Here is a 24,587-nt window from a genome sequence, read left to right as displayed (position 1 = left end):
AAATATCCAAAATGAAGTCTTTTATTTTTATGTTTTCGGTACTGCTTTTGGTATATAGTCCCGTTAAGGCACAAGAGTTAAAATCGCCAAATGGAGAGATGCAAATGCAATTTTCGCTAACTGAAAATGGTGTAGCAACTTATCAACTGGCTTATAAAAACAAGCCGGTTATCAAATCCAGCACATTAGGTTTGGAACTAAAAAATGATAAAAAATCATTGTTAAATGATTTTGAGATAACAAACACCGAAACATCGACTTTTGACGAAACTTGGAAACCGGTTTGGGGCGAGGAAAAGGAAATCCGAAATCATTATAATGAATTGGTGGTTACCTTAACTCAAAAAGAAACAGCACGAATAGTATTCGTTCGTTTTCGGATGTTCGATGAAGGGTTAGCGTTCCGTTACGAATTCCCCATGCAAAAAAACTTGGTCTATTTTGTAATTAAAGAAGAAAAAACACAGTTTGCCATGACGGGCGATCATACTGCATTTTGGATACCCGGTGATTATGATACGCAAGAATATGATTATACCGAATCAAAATTATCGGAAATCAGGGGATTTTATGAAGATGCTGTTACGACAAACCTATCGCAAAAATCGTTTTCGCCAACAGGTGTTCAAACTTCATTGATGATGAAATCTGATGATGGACTCTACATCAATTTGCACGAAGCCGCCCTTATCGATTATTCCGCCATGCACTTGAATTTGGACGATAAAAATATGATTTTCGAGTCCTGGCTTACACCTGATGCCAATGACGATAAAGCCTATATGCAAGCTCCCGCGAAAACGCCGTGGAGAACCATTATGGTAAGTGATGATGCCCGTGATATTTTGGCATCAAAAATGACATACAACCTTAACGAACCCAATAAAATAGAAGATACTTCTTGGATTAAACCCATAAAATATATAGGTGTTTGGTGGGAAATGATTACTGGAAAAAGTTCATGGCATTATACGGATGAACTGCCCGCCGTTCAATTGGGCATTACCGATTATTCAAAGTTAAGACCCAACAATACGCATGCTGCAAATAACAAAAAAGTGAAACGGTATATCGATTTTGCTTCTGAACATGGTTTTGATGCTGTTTTGGTTGAAGGCTGGAACCAAGGTTGGGAAGATTGGTTCGGAAATTCGAAAGATTATGTTTTTGATTTTGTAACCCCTTATCCCGATTTTGATGTTGAAGAAATTCACGCTTACGCAAAATCAAAAGGCGTAGAAATGATGATGCACCACGAAACGTCAAGTTCGGTTCGTAATTACGAACGCCATATTGATACCGCCTATCAGTTTATGAAAGCCAATGGCTACAATTCGGTTAAGAGTGGTTATGTTGGCGATATTCTGCCACGCGGTGAAAATCATTACAGCCAATGGATTGTTAACCACTATCAATATGCTCTGGAAAAAGCCGCTGATTATAAGGTTATGGTTAATGCCCATGAGGCAGTAAGACCAACGGGAATTGCTAGAACCTATCCTAATTTAATTGGAAATGAATCCGCTCGTGGAACGGAATACCAGGCATTTGGAGGCTCAAAGCCCAATCATGTAACTGTATTGCCATTTACACGACTTATAGGTGGCCCGATGGATTATACACCGGGCATTTTTGAAATGGACATTAAAAAGTTCAGTCCTAATAATGAATCACACGTAAATAGCACTATCGCCAATCAGTTGGCATTGTATGTTACCATGTACAGTCCTTTGCAGATGGCGGCGGATTTGCCCGAGCATTACGAGCAATTTATGGACGCTTTTCAGTTCATTAAAGATGTGGCATTGGATTGGGACAATAGTATTTATTTGGAAGCCGAACCCGGTAAATACATTACCGTAGCACGAAAAGAAAAAGGAACTAACAATTGGTTTGTGGGCAATGTAAACGGAAACGAGCCAAGAAAATCGACCATAAAATTCAACTTTCTCAAAAAGGGTAAAAAATATATGGCAACCATTTATGCCGATGCCAAGGATGCCCATTTTAAAACGAATCCGCAGGCTTTTATCGTTAAAACCAAAAGGATTACGAATAGGTCAAAATTATCACAATTGTCGGTGCCAGGCGGTGGTTATGCGATTAGTATTAAGGAAATGAAATAGTTTTTATTTCATAAATTAAAAGATTAAAGTTATGAGTTATCTTGTTAAACAATTTATTTTTATAGGTCAAATATTACTGCTTATGAGTATAACCGTAAATGCCCAAATAGAACGTGTTGAACCACTAAATTGGTGGGTGGGCTTTGAAAACAACAACTTGCAATTGTTGGTAAAAGGCAAAAATATAAGTTCTGCAGTGCCAAGTGTTTCTTATGATGGTGTTAACTTAATAAGCATTGAAAAAGGAACTAGCCCAAACTATTTATTTTTAAATCTAAAAATAGATAAAGAGACCAAGCCAGGCAAATTTGATATTGTTTTTAAACGAAAGAAAGGTAAAAAAATAACCTATGCTTACGAGTTAAAATCGCGTAAAAAGGATGCTAAAGAATTTGCTGGCTTTGACAGTTCAGATGTTATTTATTTAATTACCCCTGATAGATTTGCCAATGGAAATTCCATAAATGATAAGGTTTCTGGACTTAGGGATCAAACTTTAAATAGAGAGCAAGATTATTTTAGACATGGAGGTGATATTAAGGGTATCATAAATCATTTGGATTATATAAATGACATGGGTTTTACCGCTATTTGGTCAACACCTTTGTTAACCAATGACATGTCTGAATCTTCATATCATGGTTATGCTATTACAGATTATTACCAAGTAGACCCACGTTTTGGAACAATTGAAACTTATGTTGAATTGGCTGATAAAATGAGAGGAAAGGGGATGAAATTAATAATGGATCAAGTGGCCAACCATTGTGGAATTGAACATTGGTGGATGAAAGACCTACCTTTTGATGACTGGATAAACGATCAAAAAAATTATGAAGAAAACAAAGCCAATTGGGACTGGAAAAATACCAATCATTCAAATCATAGAAGAACTACAAACCAAGATATTTATGCGTCCGAATATGACAGAAAGGGAAATAATGAAGGTTGGTTTGTGGCTACAATGCCAGATTTAAATCAACGTAATCCTTTTATGGCAACTTACACCATTCAAAACAGTATTTGGTGGATAGAAACGCTTGGTTTAGGAGGAATTCGACAAGATACCTATCCATATCCCGACAAAGATTTTATGGCAGATTGGGCAGGAGCAATAATGAAAGAATACCCTAATTTTAGTATTGTAGGTGAGGAGTGGAGTTTAAATCCTTTGTTAGTTGGTTATTGGCAAACGGGTTCGAACAATAAAGATGGATACGAGTCAAATCTCACTTCTACAATGGATTTCCCCATGCAGCATAATATAGTTGAAGCCATAAAGGAAGAAGAATCTTGGGACAAAGGTTTGGTAAAAATCTATGAAGGCTTGGCCAATGATTTTCATTATACAAAACCTAAGGATATTATGATTTTTCCTGATAATCATGACATGAGTAGAATTTACACTCAGTTAGATGAAGATCTTACCAAAACCAAAATGGCATTGGCAACAATATTGCTTTTGCCAAGAATTCCACAAATTTATTACGGAACTGAAGTGTTACTTAGTGATGTTGAAAAGCCGGGTGACCACGGATTGATTAGAACTGATTTTCCTGGTGGGTGGCAAGGCGATACTGTAAATGGTTTTACCGGCGTAGGGTTGAGCGATGATCAAAAAGAAATGCAAAGTTTCCTGAAAAAAGTGTTGAACTATCGTAAGGAAAGCAATGCCATTCACAAGGGCAAAACCATACATTTTGCACCTGAAAATGGAATTTATGTGCTTTTTAGAGTTGAAGGTAATGAAACTGTTGTGATGATTTTAAATAAAAACGACGAGCAAGTGGAATTAGACTTAAACCGTTTTAAAGAAATGGGCTTGGATCAAAAACCGATGAAAAATTTGATTTCAGAAGAGCAAATAACGTGGAACAGTCCTTTTGTAATTGTAGAAAAAGGTGTGATTTTGTTGACCACTAAAATGTAAACGGGGACAGATTCCCTCTTGATAGAGGTTAGGGGTGTGTTTATCATTCAATATTTTAAAACAGAAATTGATAAAACGAAATAGTAAAGTGAAAAAAATAAAACCGATATCAACTTTTATTATTTTATTGGTTTCTCAATTTAGTTTCGCTCAAGTAACTTTTGTTGTGGAGCAATTTCCTAAAAACACTGATGCTATTTTTATTTCTGGGGACTTTGAAAACTGGTCGGGCGGTCAAGAGGTTTACAAATTGCAACAGCAAAAAAATCGTTATTTTATTACCTTGCCGCAACAAGAAGAAACGATTAATTTCAAATTCACAAAAGGGTCTTGGGACTCCGTTGAAACCGACACGGATTTTAATCAAATTGAAAATCGCCAATACACGTTTACTATGCCAAATGATACCGTAAAAATTGAAATAAATAATTGGAATAAGGGAAAAATCCCCAATTCTACGGCTTCCGAAAATGTAAAGCTGTTCTACAAAGCAATGCACATTCCACAACTCAAAAGAAAACGGAGAATCTGGGTGTATCTGCCACCAGATTATGAATCTTCAAAAGAGAAATACCCTGTAATTTATATGCAAGACGGGCAAAATCTATTTGATAATGCCACCGCTTTTGCTGGGGAATGGGCTGTTGATGAAACTATGAATCGGTTGGCCGAAGAACAACATTTAAAAATAATCGTGGTGGGCATTGATAACGGTTCTAAACATAGAATGGACGAATATTCGCCTTGGAAAAACAAAATTTACGGTGGCGGAAAAGGAGATGCCTATATCCAATTTATAATTGAAACCTTAAAACCAAAAATAGACAGTTCTTTTAGAACGAAACCACAGGCTAAGCATACCGCCATTATCGGCAGTTCCATGGGTGGGTTGATTTCTTATTACGGAGCTATGAAATATCCAAAAACATTCGGTAAAGTGGGTGTGTTTTCGCCTTCTTTTTGGTTTTCTGATAAAGTGATTGATTTTACTAAAAAGCATAGTAAAAAAGCAAATATCAAAGCCTATTTTTTAATCGGTAGTGAAGAAGGTGATAGTGCTATTGAAGCAATGGAGAAAGTTGCAAAAACGCTGAAAAAAAGTGGTTTTAAAAAGAAAAATATTATAAAAAAAATTGTAGATGGTGGAAAGCATAACGAAACTATGTGGAGGGACGAATTTGGTGAAGCAATTCGATGGTTGTTTAAATAAAAATTGATGGATGCAATGAAAAAACACATCTCACTCTTTATTTTAGTTACCCTTTTAATGGCGTGCGGTAAAGAGAAAAAAACGGAAGAAAAACAAACTATGAAAACAGAAAGGACGGAAGGTAAAAAAGTGGTTTATCAAGTGTTTACACGATTGTTCGGTAACACGAACACAACCAATAAACCTTGGGGGACTATTGAGGAAAATGGTGTTGGGAAATTTAATGATTTTGCAGATAAAGCTCTTAAAGAAATTAAAGACTTAGGTGTAACTCATATTTGGTATACGGGTGTTCCGCATCACGATGTCATTAGAGATTATAGTGAATTTGACATTTCCAATGATGATCCGGATGTAGTCAAAGGGCGTGCTGGGTCGCCTTATGCGGTTAAAGATTATTATAATGTGAATCCTGATTTGGCGGAGAATCCTGCCAAAAGATTAGATGAATTCAAAGCTTTGATAGAACGTACACATAAAGCAGGATTAAAAGTGGTCATAGATATTGTTCCAAATCATGTGGCTAGAAATTACCAAAGTTTAACAAACCCAAAAGGAGTTGAGAATTTTGGTGCAAAAGATAATAAAACCGTTGAATATACGGTTAACAACAATTTTTACTATGTTCCCGGCGAGGCCTTCAAAGTACCTGAATGGAGAAATGGGTATTTGCCTTTGGGCGGTGAGAAAAACCAGAAAATTGACGGAAAATTCGAAGAATATCCTGCAAAATGGACGGGCAATGGTGCTAGGGCATCCCAACCAGATATGAACGATTGGTACGAAACTGTTAAGATTAATTATGGTGTAAGCCCAGATGGGAGAAAAGATTTTAACGAACTTCCTGAGGGTTTTGAAAACAAAAATTATAAAAAGCATTTCAATTTTTGGAACGGTAAAACCGTGCCCGATTCATGGGTGAAATTTAAAGATATCACTCTCTATTGGATTGCTATGGGCGTTGATGGATTCCGTTACGATATGGCAGAAATGGTTCCAGTTGAGTTTTGGAGTTATATGAATTCCGCTATTAAGATGAAAAACGAAAATGCTTTTTTGATGGCTGAGGTTTATAATCCGGATTTGTACCGAGATTATATCCGCAAAGGAAAAATGGACTATCTATACGATAAGGTGCAACTCTACGATACCATAAAGAACATTATGCAAGGGCATGGTTCTACAGACCATATTGCTGAAATCCAAATATGGAAGCAGGATATTGAGCACCAAATGCTTCATTTTTTAGAAAATCATGATGAGCAAAGAATAGCTAGTCCCGAATTTGCCGGAAATGCCAATAAAGGAAAACCTGCCATAGTGGTTTCCGCAACGTTGAGCTCTTCGCCTACGTTGGTTTATTTTGCTCAAGAACTGGGCGAGCCAGGTGCAGAACATGCAGGATTTGGAAGTCCGTCGCGTACCTCCATTTTCGATTATGTTGGTGTTCCACATTTGCAACGTTGGGTAAACGATAAAAAATTCGATGGTGGACAGTCCACTCCAGAGGAAAAGGAATTACGCGATTTTTATAAACGATTGTTGAATTTCACCATCAGCAGTTCCGCATTGATGGGCGAATATCAAGATGTCCATCATCACAATAGGCAGCATACGGAATGGTACAATGACAAAGTGTATTCTTTTGTTCGTTGGAGTGCTAATGAAAAATTGATTATTGTCTCCAATTTTAACGACAGCAATCATTACGGATTTGATTTGCAAATCCCAAAAGATATTATTGAAAAATGGAAATTAAAAGATGGCACTTACAATATGGAAGACCAACTTTATCATAAACACAAACCTGTTTTAGAAGTAAAAAACGGTGTTGGTTTTATAAGGGTTGAGCTGGATCCGTTGGAATCGGTTATCCTAAAGGTTGAAAAATAGAAGTAAAATTCCCCTCCTTTTTTAAGGAGGGGTGCCCAAATGTAAGTTAAAATTTTAGACAGAATTTTAAGGGCGGGGTGGTTTTTATACTTGCAAAATAGTACTCATAAGTTTTCTTGTTATAATGAATCAATTTTTTATGCCTAAATATTAAATTTAAAAACACACTCAAATGAAAAAACACCTAATCCCAATCCTAATATTTATTTTACTTCTAAGTTGTGCGGACAAAAAAGAACAAAAAGTTGCAGAAAACACCAAACCAGAAACCCCATTTGTCTGGGAAGCCGCCAATCTTTACTTTCTGCTCACAGACCGCTTTAATAATGGCGACACTTCCAACGACATCAACTTTGATCGCACCAAAGAAACCGCCAAATTAAGAGGTTTTAAAGGAGGTGATATCAAAGGCATAACCCAAAAAATAAAAGAGGGTTATTTTACAGATTTAGGTATCAACGCTATTTGGATGACGCCCATTGTAGAACAAATTCACGGAGGTACAGACGAGGGTACAGGTTTAACCTATGGTTTTCATGGCTATTGGACCAAAGATTGGACGGCTATAGATCCTAATTTTGGAACTAAAGAAGATGTAAAAGAACTGGTGGAAACCGCTCATAAAAACGGAATACGGATTTTGTTGGATGCGGTGATAAACCATACGGGACCGGTAACCCAAAAAGATCCGGTATGGCCAACGGAATGGGTGAGAACGGAACCTGCTTGTACCTATCAGGATTATAAAAGTACCATTGCGTGTACTTTGGTAGAAAATTTACCAGATATCAGAACCGAAAGCAATGAAGAAGTTGATTTACCGCCACAACTTGTCGAAAAATGGAAAAATGAAGGGCGTTATGAGCAGGAAGTCGCCGAGCTGGATGCGTTTTTTAAACGCACGGGATACCCAAGAGCACCGCGATTTTATATCATTAAATGGCTAACCGATTATATTACCGAATATGGAATAGACGGTTACCGTGTAGATACGGTCAAGCATACCGAAGAAAGCGTATGGCAAGAATTTAGAGATGAATGTGATTTCGCTTTTGCTCAATGGAAGAAAAACAATCCCGAAAAGGTGTTGGACGACAATAATTTTTATTTGGTCGGCGAAGTTTACAATTACGGTATCAGCCATGGAAAAGCATTTGACTTTGGCGATAAAAAAGTCAATTATTTTGACAATAGCTTCAATGCACTGATAAATTTTGAACTAAAATATGACGCCAAAAAAAGTTACGATAGCATTTTTGTAAAGTACGATTCGCTATTAACTACAAACCTAAAAGGGTATAGTGTACTCAATTATTTAACCTCGCATGACGATGGGCAGCCTTTTGACGCCAACAGAAGTAAACCCTATCAAACTGCAACGACATTATTATTAACGCCTGGTGCTTCACAAACCTATTATGGCGACGAATCCGCACGAGATTTAACCATCGAAGGCACGCAGGGCGATGCTACTTTGCGTTCTTTTATGAATTGGGATTCCATTCAAAACAATCCCAATACCAAAGTAATCTTGACCCATTGGCAAAAGCTGGGTAAATTTAGAAATCGACACCCAGCTGTTGGAGCTGGAAGACATGTTAAGATCTCTGATAAACCCTATGTTTTTTCACGAACTTTTTCAAAAGGAAACTATGTTGAAAAAGTTGTGGTTGGATTAGAATTAGAAAAAGGGGAGAAAAAAATTGATGTATCTTCTATTTTTGAAGATGGTATGGAGTTGCGTGAGGCATACTCTGGTCAAAAACTTAACGTAAATAAGGGGAAAGTAATTATTGATTCTGATTTTACACTTGTCCTTTTGGAACCATATAAAAATTGAAAAAAACAAAAAAGCTTTCAATTTCTTGAAAGCTTTTTTCTAGTAGCGGGAACAGGACTCGAACCTGTGACCTTTGGGTTATGAGCCCAACGAGCTACCTACTGCTCTATCCCGCGATATGGACGGCAAAGATACATATTTTTTAATTTATTAAAAAACTATTTGAAAGAAAAAAAGAGCCAAACAAAAAATGCTTGACTCTCAATTACTTGAATTAATTGTTTTATTGTTATCCGTTCATGGAAATTAAAAATTCCTGATTGTCTTTAGAAAATTTAATCTTTTCACTTATAAATTCCATAGCCTCAATTGGATTCATATCTGCTAAATATTTACGCATAACCCACATACGCTGTACAGTTTTTTCATCTAACAACAAATCATCTCTACGTGTACTAGATTTTACCAGATCAACCGCTGGATAAATTCTTCGGTTGGCAATATTTCTATCTAATTGTAACTCCATATTACCAGTGCCTTTAAATTCTTCAAAGATTACTTCATCCATTTTTGAACCTGTGTCCGTTAAGGCAGTAGCAATTATAGTTAAAGAACCACCATTTTCAATTTTTCTAGCGGCACCAAAAAAGCGTTTCGGTTTGTGGAGTGCATTAGCATCAATACCACCGGATAATATTTTTCCAGAGGCAGGAGCTACAGTATTATATGCTCTTGCTAAACGTGTAATAGAATCTAATAGCACAACTACATCATGTCCACATTCTACCAATCTTTTGGCTTTATCTAATACAATATTAGCAACTCTTACGTGTTTTTCAGCGGGTTCGTCAAAAGTAGAAGCAACTACTTCTCCTTTAACATTACGTTGCATATCTGTTACCTCTTCGGGTCTTTCATCAATCAATAAAACAATTTGATAAACTTCGGGATGATTGGCGGCAATTGCATTTGCAATATCCTTCAATAACATTGTTTTACCTGTTTTAGGTTGAGATACAATCATACCTCTTTGTCCTTTTCCTATTGGTGAAAATAAGTCTATTATTCTTGTTGATGTTGAGCTTCCTTTTTCTGCAAGATTGAATTTCTCATTTGGAAACAATGGTGTTAAGTGTTCAAACGCTACTCGATCTCTAACAATGCTTGGATTTAAACCATTAATTAATGAAACTCTAATTAATGGGAAGTATTTTTCTCCTTCCTTTGGCGGACGTACAATACCTCTTACCGTATCCCCTGTTTTTAAACCAAATAATTTTATTTGGGATTGCGATACATATATATCATCAGGTGATGATAGGTAATTATAATCTGATGATCTTAAAAAACCATAACCATCTTGCATAATTTCTAGAACACCTTCACTTTCGATTATTCCATCAAATTCAAAATCTGGATCTCTGTACTTACCCTGTCTTCTATTTCCACCAGGCTGTTTATGCTGTTTGTTTGAATTTCTTTGATGAGACCCGTTTTGATTATGTTCTTTACGAGGGTTTCTTTGGTTTTTTGAATTATTTTCCTTGGCTTTGTTTTCTACATCATTATCTTTCTTTTCCTCTTTCTTGTGAGCAAGTTTTGGTTCAGGTTCAGATTTGTTGGGTTTTTCTGTTTTTTGAGAAGTTGCTTCTTTAATTACAGTTTCTTTCTCTTCATTTTGACGAGGAGCTACTTGGACAGGCTTACCAATTCGTTTACGAGGTTTTCTTGCAGGTTTGTGTTCTTGTTTGGCCTCGGAAGCTACAGGTTTAGTTGCCTGTACGTCTAAAATCTGATAAACTAAATCTAATTTTTTTAGTTGCTTGTATTTTGGGACACCAATCTTTTCAGCAATTTCCTGTAATTCAGGCAATTTTTTTTCTTTTAATGATTCTATTTCAAACATTGAAAATAATGTGATTTAATTAATATAAGGAGAGTATCCTATAACTGAGAGTTGTTAAATAAATTGTATGATATAATTTAATTAGTGAATATTGTAAAAAGAAGAAAATTTACAATACGCGGTATTTGTGATGCAATTATACAAATTAAATTTTATATATAGGTTTATTTCTTAAAAACTTTAACTTATTTTTGCAAAGTTATCTTAAACAAAAAACATGATTCAACGTATTCAAACATTGTATTTACTTTTAGCTGCTGTTTGCTCTATTGGGTTAATACATGTGTTTGATTTATGGATAAATAAAGCAGGTAGTTCTTATTATGCTTTAGATTTGATAGCTAATAATGAATTCACTTTAAAAATTATACCCATTCTATTTATAGCGTCTGGTATAATGAGTATTGTAAGTGTTTTTATGTTTAAAAAAAGAAAAAATCAGTTTGTTATAAATCGTTTAAACATTCTAGTAAACTTTATTTTATTAGGCGTATTGATTTATCATCTACTAACTTTATCTGGAGAAAGTCAAGTTTCTGAGAAGGGTATTGGGGCATTTTTACCGATTGTAGTTGTTGTTTTGCTAGCCATTGCGAACAGAGCTATTAAAAAGGATGAAGACCTTGTAAAATCTGTAGATAGATTGCGATAAACCTAACATCTTAGTTATATTGTGCGAAAAGCTTATCGGAAACGGTAAGCTTTTTTTTGTATAAAAAAACAGCCACACTTAAAGTATGGCTGTATTAATTGGAGTATTTCGTCGTCGCTAAACACTTATATATAATAAATACTCCTTGTAATAAGGGGAGAAAAGAAAGGGGAGAAAGGAGAGAGGTTAAACCACTCACCATTTTATAATAGGAGTTTTCTTTTCTCTGATGCTAATATACTAATTATTTGATTTTTGGGCTTTATTCAATAACTTTTTTTAAAATGAATTTAATTCATTGAAAATCAATTTTTTAAAATAAAAATTAAAAAATTATTAACAATAATTAGCTTATTTATTAACATTTTTTTGCTATATTACACTAGTAAAACGACATATTTTACACTTTAAATGAAAAAACTAGTGGTTTCTGGGTAGTTTTAAAAATACCCATTAACACTATTAGGTGTAAATATTTTGTTTAGCTGGGGCCAATTTGTTTGGCATTAAAAATTTAAATAATAACTCTAAAATCCCCTAACATGAGAAAATTAGTACTCGCACTGAGTGCTGTTTTGGTATTAGCGTCTTTTACCGACAGCACAAAAAAAACAATTATTTTAAAAGACATTGATGGTACGTTATTGCAATCTTACCCTGTAATTGAAGCAATAGACGGTAAGTATAAAGTTACCTTTGCGGTTAGTGCCAATACTGTTGTTAGCTCTACCATTAATCAAAATGAAACACACATCAATTTGATTGAAAATGGTTTTTCCAACAAGATGGTTACACATACCATTACTTTTAACACATCAAGTGTTGACTTTAATAGTTTTTTTGAAAGTAATTTTGATATAGCTTCAAATGAAGATGAGGCTCCTTCTAAAAAAACTAGGAAGAAAAAACCAAAATATTTAATGGAGTAATTTATTAATTTTTAGTAATTTAAATCCGAAGCTTCTGCTTCGGATTTTTTTTTAGCATTATATAATATAAAGCACACAATATAAAGTGAGTTATTCAGTTTAATACTATAATGGTAAACCTCCTATTTTAAGTATGGTTAACGAAGATTTAAAAGAGTTTTTAAACGACAAGATTACCGTTCATATAGCCGACGATCATCAAATATTGATTGATGGCGTTATGGCTGTGCTTGGTTTGGAACGGGATATCGATGTTGTTGGCTACTCTTTAAATGGCGAACAGGTCACTGAATGGTTTGAAGAAAACTCTGCAGATATATTGGTGCTAGATATTAATATGCCTATTTTGGATGGGTTGGAAGTGCTTAAGAAATTTCAAAGTATGGAAGATGTTCCTAAAATAATTATACTATCGAGTTATGATGATATAAAACTAATAAAAGAAGTTTTAGGAATGGGAGCTATGGGGTTTGTTCCAAAAAAATCTGCTGGTGAACATATTGTCAGAGCCATTAGAGAGGTGCACAAAGGCGAACAATATTTTAGTGATGAGGTTAAAGAAAAAATGATGAAAACACTAATGGGCAAACCTATGCACAATACAGATAATCCAGAAGGTGTATTAATTAATTCGTTAACAAGAAGAGAATATCAAATTTTAAAACTTATTGCCCAACAATATACTACCAGAGAGATTGGGGATACTTTAGGTATCAGTGAAAGTACTGTGGAAACACATCGTAAAAACTTAATAAAAAAAGTTAATGTAAAAAATACAGTAGGCTTGGCCATTTTCGCTATGAAAAACGAAATAGTATAACTTTACGGCTACTTAAAGCTGCCTAAGCTTAATAATGATGCTACACTTTCAATCCAAAATAGTGCTTTTCGTTTTTTGTATGTTAAGTAGTTTTTGGTTGTATTCCCAAACAGATTCCCTTGAAAAAATAATTGAAACCAGTATAGAAAATAAAGAGTACGAGCTGGTATTAAGCAATATTGAAAAATTAGAAACCGATTCTAATTATCTTAAATTTGACAAAAATAGGCTTAGCTTAAATTTATTAAAGGCTAAGTTTCTTTATGAGACTAATCAGCATGAAGAGGCTATAAATTTACTCCTAAAAGGATATTCGGAACTGGTAAATAATCCTTCGCTAAAACCACTGTTTATAAGATACGGAAAGTATTTGGGACAGATATTTAACGAAGCTAAAAATTATGATAAATCAATAAATTACTATAAAGAGGTTCTGGTAAACTCCTTAGAATTAAAAGATACTCTAGACATATTGGATGCTTATTTGTCTTTAGGAAAAAACTACTACAAAAAAGAAGTAAACGATAGTGCCATTTATAATTTCACTAAAATGTTGGACTATCCAGTAACATCTAAAACTGAAAATTTTATTTCGTTTAGTTATAATAACCTTGGTATCATGGCAAGCACATCTGATTTGCAATTGGCCGAAAATTATTATAAAAAATCATTTGAAATTAAAGAAAAGCACAAAGATACCGTGGGCTTGGCTACAGCGGTTATGAATCTGGGCGGAATCTATTACGAAAAACAAGAGTTTGAAAAAGCCAAAGAAAATTATTATAGGGCATATGAAGCGGTAAATGAACTGAAGTCGAAACGTGCAATAAGAGTCCGTGAGTATGCACTTTATAATTTAGCTTATACCAATGAACAGTTGGGAGATTTCAAAAAAGCATACAGTTATCTTGAAGAGGCCACTGATTTAACTAGCAGTATAAATGAGGCAAATGTGGCAGAGAACATTTCTGAAATTGAAGCTAAATATAATGCGGCTATACAAGCTCAAAAAATAGAAGAAGAAAAATCTCTGCGTTTAAGGGCACAATTTCTATTTTATGGTTCTGCATTAGCTCTGCTGGCTTTTATAATTTTGGGCTATATTTTTTATAGAAATTACAGATTAAAGCAGAAAAGTAAAATTGAACAATTAGAAAACGAAACACAGACCAGAATAATAAATGCAACAATAGACGCAAAAGAAAAAGAAAGAAAAACGATTGCCGAAATTCTGCACAATAGTGTTAGTGCTTTATTATCATCGGCCAATTTGCATTTACAAGCTACAAAGTCGCAGTTAAAAGCTGATGCCCCTCAAGAAATAGCTAAAGCACAAGGTATTGTAAATGAGGCATCGGTTAAAATTAGGGATTTATCGCACGAGTTGATTTCCTCTGTATTGTTAAAATTCGGTTTAGCTTTTGCCGTGCACGATATTTGCCAAAAATATTCCAATTCTGAAATTACTTTACGAAGTGATGATAAAAGTGTAAAAAGATACGATCAAGATTTTGAGATTAAAATTTATAATATTATTGAAGAATTAATCAATAATATTTTAAAACATAGCAAGGCTTCAAATGCTACAATTATGTTAGTGCATAGAGAAGACAATATGCTCAGTATTAGGTTAAGTGATGATGGTGTAGGGTTTGATGTGAAGACTATAAAAAACAAAAACGGATTAGGTTTAAGTCATATAAATGCCAGAGTTAAAGTGATGAACGGTATTTTTAACATAGTTTCTTCAGGAGGCAAAGGCACTAGTATTTTTATCTTGGTACCTATTCAGCCTAAAGTAAGTGGTAACGAACAAAATTAATTTCATCATCTTTTGCCCAACTCTATAACTTCCAGATTTTCAATTTTTGATCCGTCTATTTCAAAACGTAACATAGTTCTGATTTTATGAAACCCTTGCTTGCCAGCTGCTCCAGGGTTAAAATGTAAAAGGTTCAGCTTTTTATCGTTCATTACCTTTAAAATATGAGAATGTCCAGATATAAAAATCCTTGGCGGATTATCTTTGATTTCTTCTTTAATTCTGGCGTTGTATCGATTAGGGTAACCACCTATGTGTGTAATCCAAACATCAACATTTTCAATGGTAAACCGATTATTCAAAGGGAACTCTTTCCTGATTTCTGCATTATCTATATTGCCATAAACGGCTCTAAGCGGTTTTATGTTTTTTAGGGTATCACTCACTTTTACATCACCAATATCTCCTGCATGCCAAATTTCATCTGCTTGTTTTACAAACTTTAAAATTTGATTATCTATATAACTATGCGTATCAGAAAGTAAAAGTATTTTTTTCATTTTAGATGATTCTGAATGAGGTAAGTTTGGAATACCTATCTTTGCTTTTTTAGCAAAAATAAGATTTCTTGAGATATTTTATCGAACTTTCATATAATGGTAAAAACTATCATGGTTGGCAAGCACAGCCAAATGCTATCACGGTTCAAGAAACGGTAACTAAAGCCCTTTCAACCATATTAAGAGTTAAAGTTGATACCATCGGAGCAGGTAGAACTGATGCTGGCGTACATGCGTTGCAGCTATTTGCACATTTTGATGTTGCTAATGCTTTTGATGAAAATCAGATAACAAAAAAAGCAAATGCTTTTTTACCTGAGGATATAGTGGTGAAAAATGTTTTTTTAGTTGATGATAATACTCATGCCAGATTTGATGCTGTAAGTAGAAGCTATGAATATAGAATTTGGTTGGGTAGAAATCCATTTTTAACAGATTTCACTTGGCAACTGTATCAAAAAAAATTGGATATAAATAAAATGAACCAAGCCGCTGCTATATTATTAGAATACACTAATTTTAAATGTTTTTCCAAATCTAAAACAGACGTTAGGACCTATAATTGTAAAATTACCAAGGCTGAATGGGTCAAGAAAGATAATGAACTGACTTTTTATATTAAAGCAGATCGTTTTTTAAGGAATATGGTAAGAGCAATTGTAGGCACTTTAGTTGAAGTAGGTACTAATAAAAAATCAATAGAAGATTTTGTTGAAATACTTAAAAGCGAAGATAGATGTGAAGCTGGATTTTCAGCTCCGTCTCAAGGCTTGTTTTTATCAACGGTTAACTATCCAAAATCTATAATAAATAAAAAATGAGCAAAAAAGTAACAGGTAATGCTTTTGATTTTAAAATCTTTTGGCGATTAATGACATACGCCAAAGATTATAAATGGCAATTTACTTTTGCTACGTTTTCCGTTTTAATAATGGCCGGATTGGCTGCCGTTAGACCGGTTTTATTAAAAATTATAGTTGATGAATATATTCTAAACAAAGATGTAAAACAGTTATTGGTTTTCTGTTTGATAATGTTGGGTGTATTGATTTTTGAGGTTATTTTCTATTTTTCGTTTATCTACTCCACAAACTGGTTAGGACAACATATTATAAAAGATATTAGAACAAAACTCTTTGACAAAGTGTTGAAGTTTAAAATGCAATACTTTAATAATACCCCTGTAGGTAAGCTAGTTACAAGAGTAGTTTCAGACATTGAGGTTGTAGCTAGTATTTTTGGGCAAGGCTTGTTTCCTATTATAAGTGATTTATTGCAAATGTTGGTTATAATTACCATTATGATGGTGATGAACTGGCAATTGGGATTAATTGTAGTCGCGGTTCTACCAATTATGGTTTACGCCACTAAACTGTTCCAAATAAAAATAAAGGGTACTTTTCAGGATGTGCGAGATCAGGTATCTAACTTAAATAGTTTTGTACAAGAACGGATTTCTGGAATGAAGATTGTACAACTTTTTACTCGTGAAAAAATTGAATATAAAAAGTTTTTAAACATAAACGATAAACACAAAAAAGCCCACATAAGAACCATTTGGTATTACTCGATATTTTTTCCAGTTGTTGAGATTTTATCCTCAATTACGGTAGCTACCATTGTTTGGTACGGTGGATTTGCTGCTGCTGTTGAAGGGGCAACTTCATTTGGAGTTATTACCAGTTTTATTTATATGACCAATAAACTTTTTAGGCCTTTACGCCAAATTGCCGATAAGTTCAATACCTTACAAATGGGGAATGTAGCTGCCGAAAGGGTATTTGATGTTTTGGATGAAAATGCAACAGAGATTGATACCGGAAAATTAGAAGTAGAGAACCTAAAAGGAAACATTAAATTTGATAATGTTCATTTTAGATATTTAGAAGATGAGCCAGTGTTGCGAGGAATTTCTTTTGATGTTAACCAAGGAGAAACCATCGCTGTTGTAGGTGCAACAGGAGCAGGAAAATCTACTATCATTAATTTATTGAGCAGATTTTACAGAATTAATTCAGGTACTATTACTATAGATGGAATTGATTTGAATACATTCAAGTTAGAATCGCTGCGAAATCAAATTAGTGTTGTGTTGCAAGATGTTTTTCTGTTTTCGGATTCTATTCTAAACAACATTACCTTAAATAATATGGATATTAACTTGGAAGAAGTTACAGAAGCGGCAAAAGTTATAGGTATTCACGATTTTATTATGACCTTACCTAATAACTATCACTATAATGTAAAGGAAAGAGGCGGAATGTTATCTGTGGGTCAACGACAACTCATAGCATTTTTAAGAGCTTATGTAAGTAAGCCAGCAATTTTGGTTTTGGACGAGGCTACCTCTTCAATTGATGCACAGTCCGAAAGACTGATACAAAAAGCAACAAATACCATAACCCTAAATAGAACTTCGATAATAATAGCACACCGATTGGCGACAATTAAAAAAGCCGACAAAATTATTGTAATGGAAAAAGGCAAAATTGTAGAACAAGGTACGCACAAAGAACTGCTAAAGCAAAAAGGATATTACAGTAAATTGTATGAAATTCAATTTGAAACGGCCCAGGCGAGTTAGTTGTATTTTTCGATCTCTGTTTTGCTCTTATTCAAGATCCTCTTTTATCAATTCTTTTAGACCACTAATATCATTAAACAAGATAAATTCTCCATCTTTTATATAAGAGATTTGCCCAGTTTCTTCTGAAACCGCTAAAGCTAATGCATCAGAACGCATGGTAATACCCAATGCGGCTCTGTGTCGTAAACCAAAACGGGCTGGGATGGAAATATCTTTTTCTATAGGTAAAATTACCCGTGTTGCAGTAATAAAGTTATCCTCAATAATTAACGCACCATCATGTAACGGGCTATTTTTATAAAAAATACTAGACAAAAGTGGTTTGTTAACTTCGGCATACATTTTATCGCCAGTTTGTTTTACCAAATCCAAGTTATTATTACGTTGAATTATAATTAATGCACCGGTTTTGGTTTTTCCCATTTCATCACAAGCATTAACAATGCTGTCAACATCAGTTGTAATAAAATCATCAGTACCACGCATATTTGAGAGTAGCTTAAACCGTTTTAGAAACCCTTTTTTTCTAGTAAAATTGGTAGAGCCTACCATTAATAAGAATTTTCTGATTTCCTGTTGAAAAACAATAATCAACGCAATAAATCCGCCCCCTAGGAATTTACCCAATATATCGCTTAACAGTTCCATCTGAAGAGCAACGGTCAGTTTCCATATCAAATACACAATGGCAATACCTAAAAATATATTGATGGCCACAGTGCCTCTAATTAGTTTGTAAACATAATAGAGTAGAATTGCCACCAAAACAACATCTAAAATATCTAAAAAACTAAAGTCTAAAAAGTTGAATGCATCCAAAAAAATAAGGTTTTGGTAAATGTAGTAAAAAGATTAAAAACATTTAACCATTCAATCTATTTTTCTGGTGTTTCCTCGATTAGCAGTTGTGGGTATTTCGATTTTATAGATTTAACTTTTGAAGCCAAAGCGGTATTACTTTTGTCATTTTTAAGATCATTTTCTAATTGGCTAAAAGTAGTGCTATAAAGAGATTGTGACACCTTATTTCGCAACTCCGAATAAGCACTTAAGATTTCATTTTGGACAGTGACGTAAGTTGAATATGAAGTATTTCTTTTTGTCTGTAAGTTAATTAATGCTTTTTCGGGATGATCAGATGAGGTTGGGTCTTTTTTGCCGTTGCACCACGTACATTTTTCACCTTTTTTGTTTGTTCCCGCTCCATTGTCAATAAAATCGATTACTATTTGTTTAAGGTTTTCTATACCTATTATTTGGTTGCCTTCAATTAGAATTTCATCATTGGTGTTTATGCTAATATCCAATACATTTTTTTCTTTTATGTCTATTCGCGGAGGGTTTATTTGTTTTTCAGGAAGCCGTTTGTAAATGCCCGTTTCGGTATCCATAGTATTGGTAACCAAAAAGAAGATTAATAATAAAAAAGCAATGTCCGCCATAGAACCGGCATTAATTTCGGTGTTGTTTCGTTCACTCATAATTGTAGTTTTAGAGGTTAAAAAAATAAGTTAGATTGCAAAATAGCACAACTGTTCTATGCTATTCAGAAAAGGAAAGGTTAACGAAATAGTAACAAAAATAATGCCGAAATAGGAAATGCTACTTTTTTAAAGCTTCAACAATTTTAATGGTTTCCATAGCCTCTTTGACATCGTGTACACGTAAAATGGATGTGCCGTTTAGCAAGGCAATGGTATTTGCAGCTGTTGTAGCATTTAAGGCTTCTTTAGGAATTGTATCTAATAATTTATACAACATGGATTTTCTTGAAATACCAGTTAATATTGGTACTGCTAAATTTTTAAATAAATCTAAGTTGTTTAATAATTCATAATTATGTTCTAAGGTTTTTCCAAAACCAAAACCAACATCAATAATAATATCATTAAGCCCAAGTTTTCGTAACGTGTTTAATTTTTGAGAGAAAAAAAACATAATATCTTTAGTAATATCATCATAAGTGGGATTGACTTGCATGGTTTTAGGAGTGCCTTGCATGTGCATAATTATATAGGGTACTTGTAATTTTGCAACGGTTGCAAACATAGTTGCATCAAGGTTGCCAGCAGAAATATCATTGACCATACAGGCATCTGCCTGTATTGCTTTTTTAGCAACGGCACTTCTAAACGTATCAATGGAAATTAAAATATCAGGAAAATTTCTGACTAGTAATTCAATAACGGGAATTACTCTTTTTAATTCTTCATATTCTGTAATTTCATCAGCATTAGGTTTTGAAGAATAGCCACCAACATCAATAAATGTAGCACCTTCGTTTAGCATTTTTTCAACCTTGCTAAGAATATCCCTATCGTTTTTTAACGTACCTCCGTCATAAAAAGAATCTGGAGTCAGGTTTAAAATTCCCATTACTTTTGGAGTAGATAAATCAATGAGATTTCCTTTACAGTTAATGTTCATTTATTTTAGAATATTAGCTCTTACAACTTTATTAATCACCTTAGTCATTTTTGGCGGGTTGTAATTATCCATTAGGTTAATTAGTTCTTCAATGCTATCACTTACCATAACCATGTCTTTATTTTGCTTTTTTAAAAAGCCCTCATTTACCATTACGTTTAATTGTTGTAAGGTATTGTCAAAATAACCATTAGTATTTAAAACTCCGATGGGTTTATTTTCAATGCCTAATTGGCCTAGCGTCAGTACTTCAAAAATCTCATCTAAAGTGCCAAACCCTCCTGCCATAGCAATATAACCATCAACTAAACGACTCATTTTTACTTTCCTTTTCGACATTTTTTTAGTAACAATCATTTCAGTTATAGTGGTATGTGCTACTTCTTCATGCCTCAATAAATAGGGAATAATGCCAATTACTTCGCCTTTGTTTTCCATCACGGCATCAGCAATTACGCCCATCATACCAATTTTTCCACCACCATAAACCAACCCGATATTTTTTTTCGCCATATAAATGCCAAGCTTCTTGGCCTCGTTGGCATAAATAGGATTATGACCTATACTCGATCCACAAAAAACGGCTATACGCTGCATAATAATTATTAATTAAGTTAGTAAACCATGTAAAAATAAACAATTGAAAAAGACTAATTAGTAAGTTTTTTCATAAATTCGTCCAATACTAATTAGAAATAGAATATTGAAGCCAGAATAATTGATTATGCCTAAAACTTCAGAACAATACGATGCTGTAATTGCCAATTGCCGCGAACTTTTTATGAATAAAATGACTGATTATGGCAGATCTTGGCGTATTTTACGCTTACCTTCTTTAACGGATCAAATTTTTATCAAAGCACAACGTATTAGAACCATTCAAGAAAATGAGGTAAAAAAGGTAGATGAAGATGAAAAATCGGAATTTATTGGCATTATCAATTATTGTATAATGGCTTTAATTCAGTTGGAAAAAGGTGTGGCTGAGCAACCCGATTTATCTGCAAAGGAAACGGAGGAATTATATGATAAACATATAGCAATTACCAAATCGTTAATGGAAAATAAAAATCATGATTATGGTGAGGCGTGGCGAGATATGCGTGTTAGTTCTTTGACGGATTTAATTCTTCAAAAACTTTTACGTGTAAAGTCAATCGAAAACAATAAAGGTAAATTATTGGTTTCTGAAGGGTTGGATGCTAATTATCAAGATATGATAAATTATGCGGTTTTCGCGTTGATTTTAATGGACGAACAAACAATGGACAAGAAATGAAAATCTTAACCCACATAGCGAGAGTACTAGTAGCAATCACTTTCATCTTCTCTGGGTTTGTCAAATTGATTGACCCTTTGGGTTCGGCCTATAAATTCCAAGATTATTTTGCTGCAGATGTACTCAATTTAGAGTTTTTAAGCCCTTATGCGTTGCCATTTTCGGTCATATTGATTCTTGCGGAAATAATGCTGGGCGTTATGTTGTTAATAGGATTCAAGCCTAAAATTACCATCTGGAGTTTATTGGTGCTTACACTTGTTTTTCTGTTTTTAACATGGTATTCCGCCTATTACAACAAGGTAACCGATTGTGGTTGTTTTGGTGATGCGGTAAAGCTTACACCCTGGGAAACCTTTTATAAAAATGTAATACTGATTGGGCTCATTATATTATTGATGTTCAACATCAAACACATTAAACCTATTCTAGGCAAAAATGCTGTAAAATGGATTTCTTTGGGATCACTTATGGTATTTATGTTCATTGCCTATTATGTATTGCAACATTTACCGTTGATTGATTTTAGACCTTATGCTGTAGGAAAAAATATTCCAGAAGGGATGATAATTCCCGAAGGTGCCAAACAAGATGTTTACGAAGACACATGGATATATAATGTTAATGGTGAGGATAAAGAATATACAACAGCTGAAAAACCCTGGGAAATTGAGGGTGCCACTTTTGTAGATAGAAAAACGGTTTTAATAGAGAGAGGCTATGAAGTACCTATCCATGATTTTACTATGGAGCGTGATGGTGTAGATTTTACCGAATTCTTAATGCAAAAGGAAAAGTTAGTCTTAATTATTATGCACAATTTTAATAAAACAGATACTTCTTTATTGCCAAAAATTAAAGAGTTTTCAACCAAAGCATTACAAGAGGGGTATGATGTTTATGCCATGTCATCCAATAAGGAAGAGGACTATTTAAAACTAAAAAAGGAATACAACTTAGACTTTGATGTATTGTTTTGCGATGATATAACCTTAAAAACAATGATACGTGCCAATCCGGGAATTATGATTTTAGACAAAGGCACTATAACTGGGAAGTGGAATGCCAATGATGCCCATAAGATAAAATTGTAATGGGATGAAGCAATTATTATTTGTTTTTATTGGCGGAGGTTTTGGCAGTATTGCTCGTTTTTTATTGGCTAAATACTTCAATAGTGAGACCACAGGAATTCCTTATGGTACATTTTTAGCCAATGTGCTTGGTAGCCTACTAATAGGTCTTATTTTAGGCTTGGCATTAAAAAACGATACCTTATCTCAAAATCAAACATTGTTATTGGCTACTGGTTTCTGTGGGGGTTTTACTACATTTTCTACTTTTGCTTATGAAAACCATGTGTTTTTAAAAGCTGGTGATTTTGCTAGTTTTTTTATGTATACTGTGGCTAGTTTTGTACTTGGTTTTGCTGCCGTTTTTTTAGGGATGTATTTGGTAAAGGGTTAATAACTACAAATACCATCAGTCATTAAGAGCCGAAACAAAGAATCCCTCGTAATAATCTAACTATAATTACGTTCTAAGTAAGAGAACAGTAATTTTATAGATATGCAAAAGTACTTTCTGGTTTTAATTTTGGTATTGACCGCCTTAATTTCATGCGATGAAATAGATAACCTTACCAAATTCAATATGGATTATGACTCCTCAATGACCATTCCTTCTTCAACAGGAATAAACTTACCATTTGTATTGAATACGCCAGAAATGCAAAGTAACTCTGAGTCAGAGTTTGAATCTAACAATACACATAAAGATTTAATAGAAGATATACGTCTTAGAGTATTGGAGTTAACTTTGACATCACCTGATAATGAAGATTTTAGTTTTTTAGAATCGATTAAAATTTTTATAGTGGCCGATGGTCTTCAAGAAATAGAAATTGCTTTTAATGAAGATGTGGCTGCAACTACAGGTAAAACATTGAAGTTAGAAACCATAGATGTTGATATCAAAGATTATATTAAAAAAGATAAATTTTCCTTAAAGGTTGAAGCAGTAACTGATGAGGTAATTGCTGCGGATCACCATATTAATATCCATTCAGAATTTTTCGTAGATGCTAAGATTTTAGGCATATAATTTTCTTTAAAATTTTGAACAAGATGGTATAAAGTTTGATGCGATTACTCAAAGCATTAGACCCATGAAATATTTGTACTTTTTACTTATTTTAGTATTAATTTCTTCTTGTATTCCCCTACGGATTGCTCCAACTATAAAAGATTATAAACTATCTAAGGGAAAAAAATTTAAAAAACATTTGCCGAGAGATAATGCCTTCATATTTGAAGACCCTAAAAATGCTAATGAATTCTATAATTTTATAAACACAAAATATTCGTTAAACCATCAGACTGTTGAGTACAATGTGCCTATACATGTGAATGGTCAGGAATTTTTTCTATCTTTTTATGAGGTTGAAATACCAAATAAATCGATTAATTTACTACCTTTTTTTGCCAATTCCGCTTTAGAGAATAATGGATTTGATCCTGTTTTTGACGACACTCCGGTAAAAAGAAAGGGCAATTGGTATTTAGCACTTTTTGTGTATGATACCAATATGAAAGATTGCCTGAAGTCAAATTACCCTTTAAGAACAGAAATTTTAAAACATTTACGAGCTATCAAAAAAGAATATTTAACTACTAATAATTATTTGGAGGCGATGATGAAGATGAATTGAAGTTTTAATCGATATC

At 33.8% G+C, this 24,587-nt stretch carries 22 protein-coding genes and 1 tRNA gene; 16 read left to right on the top strand and 7 right to left on the bottom strand.

All coding sequences use genetic code 11. The annotated features are described in order from the left end of the window. The first annotated feature begins 11 nt into the window (after positions 1-11). The 5 genes from U5A88_RS11575 (at position 12) to U5A88_RS11555 (ending at position 8,999) form a co-directional block, all read left to right on the top strand. On the top strand, positions 12-2,126 hold the full coding sequence (locus U5A88_RS11575; RefSeq protein ID WP_354206593.1) for a glycoside hydrolase family 97 protein: 2,115 nt from the start codon (positions 12-14) through the stop codon (positions 2,124-2,126). Between the two features lie 31 nt (positions 2,127-2,157). Continuing rightward, positions 2,158-4,056 (top strand): glycoside hydrolase family 13 protein, encoded by a 1,899-nt coding sequence (locus U5A88_RS11570; RefSeq protein ID WP_354206591.1) that lies wholly within the window; start codon positions 2,158-2,160, stop codon positions 4,054-4,056. 88 nt (positions 4,057-4,144) lie between these two features. Next, positions 4,145-5,266, top strand: a complete 1,122-nt coding sequence (locus tag U5A88_RS11565; protein WP_354206589.1) for an alpha/beta hydrolase — start codon at positions 4,145-4,147, stop codon at positions 5,264-5,266. 15 nt (positions 5,267-5,281) lie between these two features. Next, the gene (locus U5A88_RS11560; protein WP_354206587.1) at positions 5,282-7,159 is read left to right on the top strand and encodes an alpha-amylase family glycosyl hydrolase; all 1,878 of its coding nucleotides are present in this window, start codon (positions 5,282-5,284) and stop codon (positions 7,157-7,159) included. Between the two features lie 172 nt (positions 7,160-7,331). Beyond that, positions 7,332-8,999 carry an alpha-amylase family glycosyl hydrolase gene (locus tag U5A88_RS11555; protein ID WP_354206585.1) on the top strand — a complete coding sequence of 556 codons (1,668 nt, stop codon included), beginning with the start codon at positions 7,332-7,334 and terminating at the stop codon, positions 8,997-8,999. 43 nt (positions 9,000-9,042) lie between these two features. Here the strand turns inward: U5A88_RS11555 and U5A88_RS11550 are convergent. Next, positions 9,043-9,115, bottom strand: a tRNA-Met gene (locus tag U5A88_RS11550). Positions 9,116-9,228: 113 nt separating this feature from the next. Continuing rightward, complete coding sequence (rho, locus tag U5A88_RS11545) at positions 9,229-10,845, bottom strand: transcription termination factor Rho (RefSeq protein ID WP_354206583.1); 1,617 nt, start codon at positions 10,843-10,845, stop codon at positions 9,229-9,231. A gap of 217 nt (positions 10,846-11,062) precedes the next feature. On the opposite strand from rho, the gene U5A88_RS11540 reads away from it, so the two are divergent. The 4 genes from U5A88_RS11540 to U5A88_RS11525 all read left to right on the top strand — a co-directional run bounded on the left by U5A88_RS11540 (position 11,063) and on the right by U5A88_RS11525 (position 15,068). Further along, a complete protein-coding gene (locus U5A88_RS11540) occupies positions 11,063-11,497 on the top strand; it encodes a DUF4293 domain-containing protein (protein WP_354206582.1) in 435 nt (144 codons plus the stop codon). 542 nt (positions 11,498-12,039) lie between these two features. Beyond that, positions 12,040-12,426, top strand: coding sequence for a hypothetical protein (locus U5A88_RS11535; protein WP_354206580.1), 387 nt, complete (start codon positions 12,040-12,042; stop codon positions 12,424-12,426). Between the two features lie 133 nt (positions 12,427-12,559). Then, the gene (locus tag U5A88_RS11530; protein ID WP_354206578.1) at positions 12,560-13,246 is read left to right on the top strand and encodes a response regulator transcription factor; all 687 of its coding nucleotides are present in this window, start codon (positions 12,560-12,562) and stop codon (positions 13,244-13,246) included. A 34-nt stretch (positions 13,247-13,280) separates the two neighbouring features. Continuing rightward, a complete protein-coding gene (locus tag U5A88_RS11525) occupies positions 13,281-15,068 on the top strand; it encodes a tetratricopeptide repeat-containing sensor histidine kinase (RefSeq protein ID WP_354206576.1) in 1,788 nt (595 codons plus the stop codon). Between the two features lie 5 nt (positions 15,069-15,073). On the opposite strand, the gene U5A88_RS11520 is transcribed toward U5A88_RS11525, so the two are convergent. Next, a complete protein-coding gene (locus tag U5A88_RS11520; RefSeq protein WP_354206574.1) occupies positions 15,074-15,568 on the bottom strand; it encodes a metallophosphoesterase family protein in 495 nt (164 codons plus the stop codon). A 68-nt stretch (positions 15,569-15,636) separates the two neighbouring features. Between U5A88_RS11520 and truA the strand changes: the two genes are divergently transcribed. Both truA and U5A88_RS11510 read left to right on the top strand, forming a co-directional pair. Beyond that, the gene (gene truA, locus U5A88_RS11515; protein WP_354206572.1) at positions 15,637-16,389 is read left to right on the top strand and encodes a tRNA pseudouridine(38-40) synthase TruA; all 753 of its coding nucleotides are present in this window, start codon (positions 15,637-15,639) and stop codon (positions 16,387-16,389) included. After that, positions 16,386-18,152 (top strand): ABC transporter ATP-binding protein, encoded by a 1,767-nt coding sequence (locus U5A88_RS11510; protein ID WP_354206570.1) that lies wholly within the window; start codon positions 16,386-16,388, stop codon positions 18,150-18,152. The genes truA and U5A88_RS11510 overlap by 4 nt, the downstream gene beginning before the upstream one ends. A gap of 27 nt (positions 18,153-18,179) precedes the next feature. On the opposite strand, the gene U5A88_RS11505 is transcribed toward U5A88_RS11510, so the two are convergent. From U5A88_RS11505 to U5A88_RS11490, 4 genes are all read right to left on the bottom strand, one after another. Then, positions 18,180-18,974 carry a diadenylate cyclase gene (locus tag U5A88_RS11505; RefSeq protein WP_354206568.1) on the bottom strand — a complete coding sequence of 265 codons (795 nt, stop codon included), beginning with the start codon at positions 18,972-18,974 and terminating at the stop codon, positions 18,180-18,182. 56 nt (positions 18,975-19,030) lie between these two features. Continuing rightward, entirely contained in the window at positions 19,031-19,636 is a 606-nt protein-coding gene (locus tag U5A88_RS11500) for an ExbD/TolR family protein (RefSeq protein ID WP_354206566.1), read from the bottom strand. 121 nt (positions 19,637-19,757) lie between these two features. Further along, positions 19,758-20,582, bottom strand: a complete 825-nt coding sequence (gene folP / locus U5A88_RS11495; protein WP_354206564.1) for a dihydropteroate synthase — start codon at positions 20,580-20,582, stop codon at positions 19,758-19,760. After that, positions 20,583-21,179, bottom strand: coding sequence for an LOG family protein (locus tag U5A88_RS11490; RefSeq protein ID WP_354206563.1), 597 nt, complete (start codon positions 21,177-21,179; stop codon positions 20,583-20,585). Between the two features lie 127 nt (positions 21,180-21,306). Between U5A88_RS11490 and U5A88_RS11485 the strand changes: the two genes are divergently transcribed. The 5 genes from U5A88_RS11485 (at position 21,307) to U5A88_RS11465 (ending at position 24,571) form a co-directional block, all read left to right on the top strand. After that, positions 21,307-21,861, top strand: coding sequence for a DUF1599 domain-containing protein (locus U5A88_RS11485; RefSeq protein WP_354206561.1), 555 nt, complete (start codon positions 21,307-21,309; stop codon positions 21,859-21,861). Next, positions 21,858-22,955: a BT_3928 family protein gene (locus tag U5A88_RS11480; RefSeq protein WP_354206559.1), complete on the top strand. Its 1,098-nt coding sequence runs from the start codon at positions 21,858-21,860 to the stop codon at positions 22,953-22,955. The genes U5A88_RS11485 and U5A88_RS11480 overlap by 4 nt, the downstream gene beginning before the upstream one ends. A 4-nt stretch (positions 22,956-22,959) precedes the next feature. Further along, complete coding sequence (gene crcB / locus U5A88_RS11475; RefSeq protein ID WP_354206557.1) at positions 22,960-23,328, top strand: fluoride efflux transporter CrcB; 369 nt, start codon at positions 22,960-22,962, stop codon at positions 23,326-23,328. A 102-nt stretch (positions 23,329-23,430) separates the two neighbouring features. Beyond that, a complete protein-coding gene (locus U5A88_RS11470) occupies positions 23,431-23,964 on the top strand; it encodes a hypothetical protein (protein WP_354206555.1) in 534 nt (177 codons plus the stop codon). 64 nt (positions 23,965-24,028) lie between these two features. Beyond that, positions 24,029-24,571 carry a hypothetical protein gene (locus U5A88_RS11465; protein WP_354206553.1) on the top strand — a complete coding sequence of 181 codons (543 nt, stop codon included), beginning with the start codon at positions 24,029-24,031 and terminating at the stop codon, positions 24,569-24,571. Positions 24,572-24,587 lie beyond the last annotated feature (16 nt).

The organism is Aureibaculum sp. 2308TA14-22, from assembly GCF_040538665.1.
Lineage (GTDB): Bacteria > Bacteroidota > Bacteroidia > Flavobacteriales > Flavobacteriaceae > Aureibaculum.
Note: the sequence above shows the minus strand (reverse complement) of the source record. Positions and strands in the feature narration are given on the sequence as shown.

What these genes read in the sequence shown, in the direction of transcription:
- U5A88_RS11575 (WP_354206593.1), top strand. Translation starts at nt 12, where the DNA reads ATGAAGTCTTTTATTTTTATGTTTTCGGTACTGCTTTTGGTATATAGT.
- U5A88_RS11570 (WP_354206591.1), top strand. Translation starts at nt 2,158, where the DNA reads ATGAGTTATCTTGTTAAACAATTTATTTTTATAGGTCAAATATTACTG.
- U5A88_RS11560 (WP_354206587.1), top strand. Translation starts at nt 5,282, where the DNA reads ATGAAAAAACACATCTCACTCTTTATTTTAGTTACCCTTTTAATGGCG.
- U5A88_RS11555 (WP_354206585.1), top strand. Translation starts at nt 7,332, where the DNA reads ATGAAAAAACACCTAATCCCAATCCTAATATTTATTTTACTTCTAAGT.
- rho (WP_354206583.1), bottom strand. Translation starts at nt 10,845, where the DNA reads ATGTTTGAAATAGAATCATTAAAAGAAAAAAAATTGCCTGAATTACAG.
- U5A88_RS11540 (WP_354206582.1), top strand. Translation starts at nt 11,063, where the DNA reads ATGATTCAACGTATTCAAACATTGTATTTACTTTTAGCTGCTGTTTGC.
- U5A88_RS11535 (WP_354206580.1), top strand. Translation starts at nt 12,040, where the DNA reads ATGAGAAAATTAGTACTCGCACTGAGTGCTGTTTTGGTATTAGCGTCT.
- U5A88_RS11530 (WP_354206578.1), top strand. Translation starts at nt 12,560, where the DNA reads ATGGTTAACGAAGATTTAAAAGAGTTTTTAAACGACAAGATTACCGTT.
- U5A88_RS11525 (WP_354206576.1), top strand. Translation starts at nt 13,281, where the DNA reads ATGATGCTACACTTTCAATCCAAAATAGTGCTTTTCGTTTTTTGTATG.
- U5A88_RS11520 (WP_354206574.1), bottom strand. Translation starts at nt 15,568, where the DNA reads ATGAAAAAAATACTTTTACTTTCTGATACGCATAGTTATATAGATAAT.
- U5A88_RS11510 (WP_354206570.1), top strand. Translation starts at nt 16,386, where the DNA reads ATGAGCAAAAAAGTAACAGGTAATGCTTTTGATTTTAAAATCTTTTGG.
- U5A88_RS11500 (WP_354206566.1), bottom strand. Translation starts at nt 19,636, where the DNA reads ATGAGTGAACGAAACAACACCGAAATTAATGCCGGTTCTATGGCGGAC.
- folP (WP_354206564.1), bottom strand. Translation starts at nt 20,582, where the DNA reads ATGAACATTAACTGTAAAGGAAATCTCATTGATTTATCTACTCCAAAA.
- U5A88_RS11490 (WP_354206563.1), bottom strand. Translation starts at nt 21,179, where the DNA reads ATGCAGCGTATAGCCGTTTTTTGTGGATCGAGTATAGGTCATAATCCT.
- U5A88_RS11485 (WP_354206561.1), top strand. Translation starts at nt 21,307, where the DNA reads ATGCCTAAAACTTCAGAACAATACGATGCTGTAATTGCCAATTGCCGC.
- U5A88_RS11480 (WP_354206559.1), top strand. Translation starts at nt 21,858, where the DNA reads ATGAAAATCTTAACCCACATAGCGAGAGTACTAGTAGCAATCACTTTC.
- crcB (WP_354206557.1), top strand. Translation starts at nt 22,960, where the DNA reads ATGAAGCAATTATTATTTGTTTTTATTGGCGGAGGTTTTGGCAGTATT.
- U5A88_RS11470 (WP_354206555.1), top strand. Translation starts at nt 23,431, where the DNA reads ATGCAAAAGTACTTTCTGGTTTTAATTTTGGTATTGACCGCCTTAATT.
- U5A88_RS11465 (WP_354206553.1), top strand. Translation starts at nt 24,029, where the DNA reads ATGAAATATTTGTACTTTTTACTTATTTTAGTATTAATTTCTTCTTGT.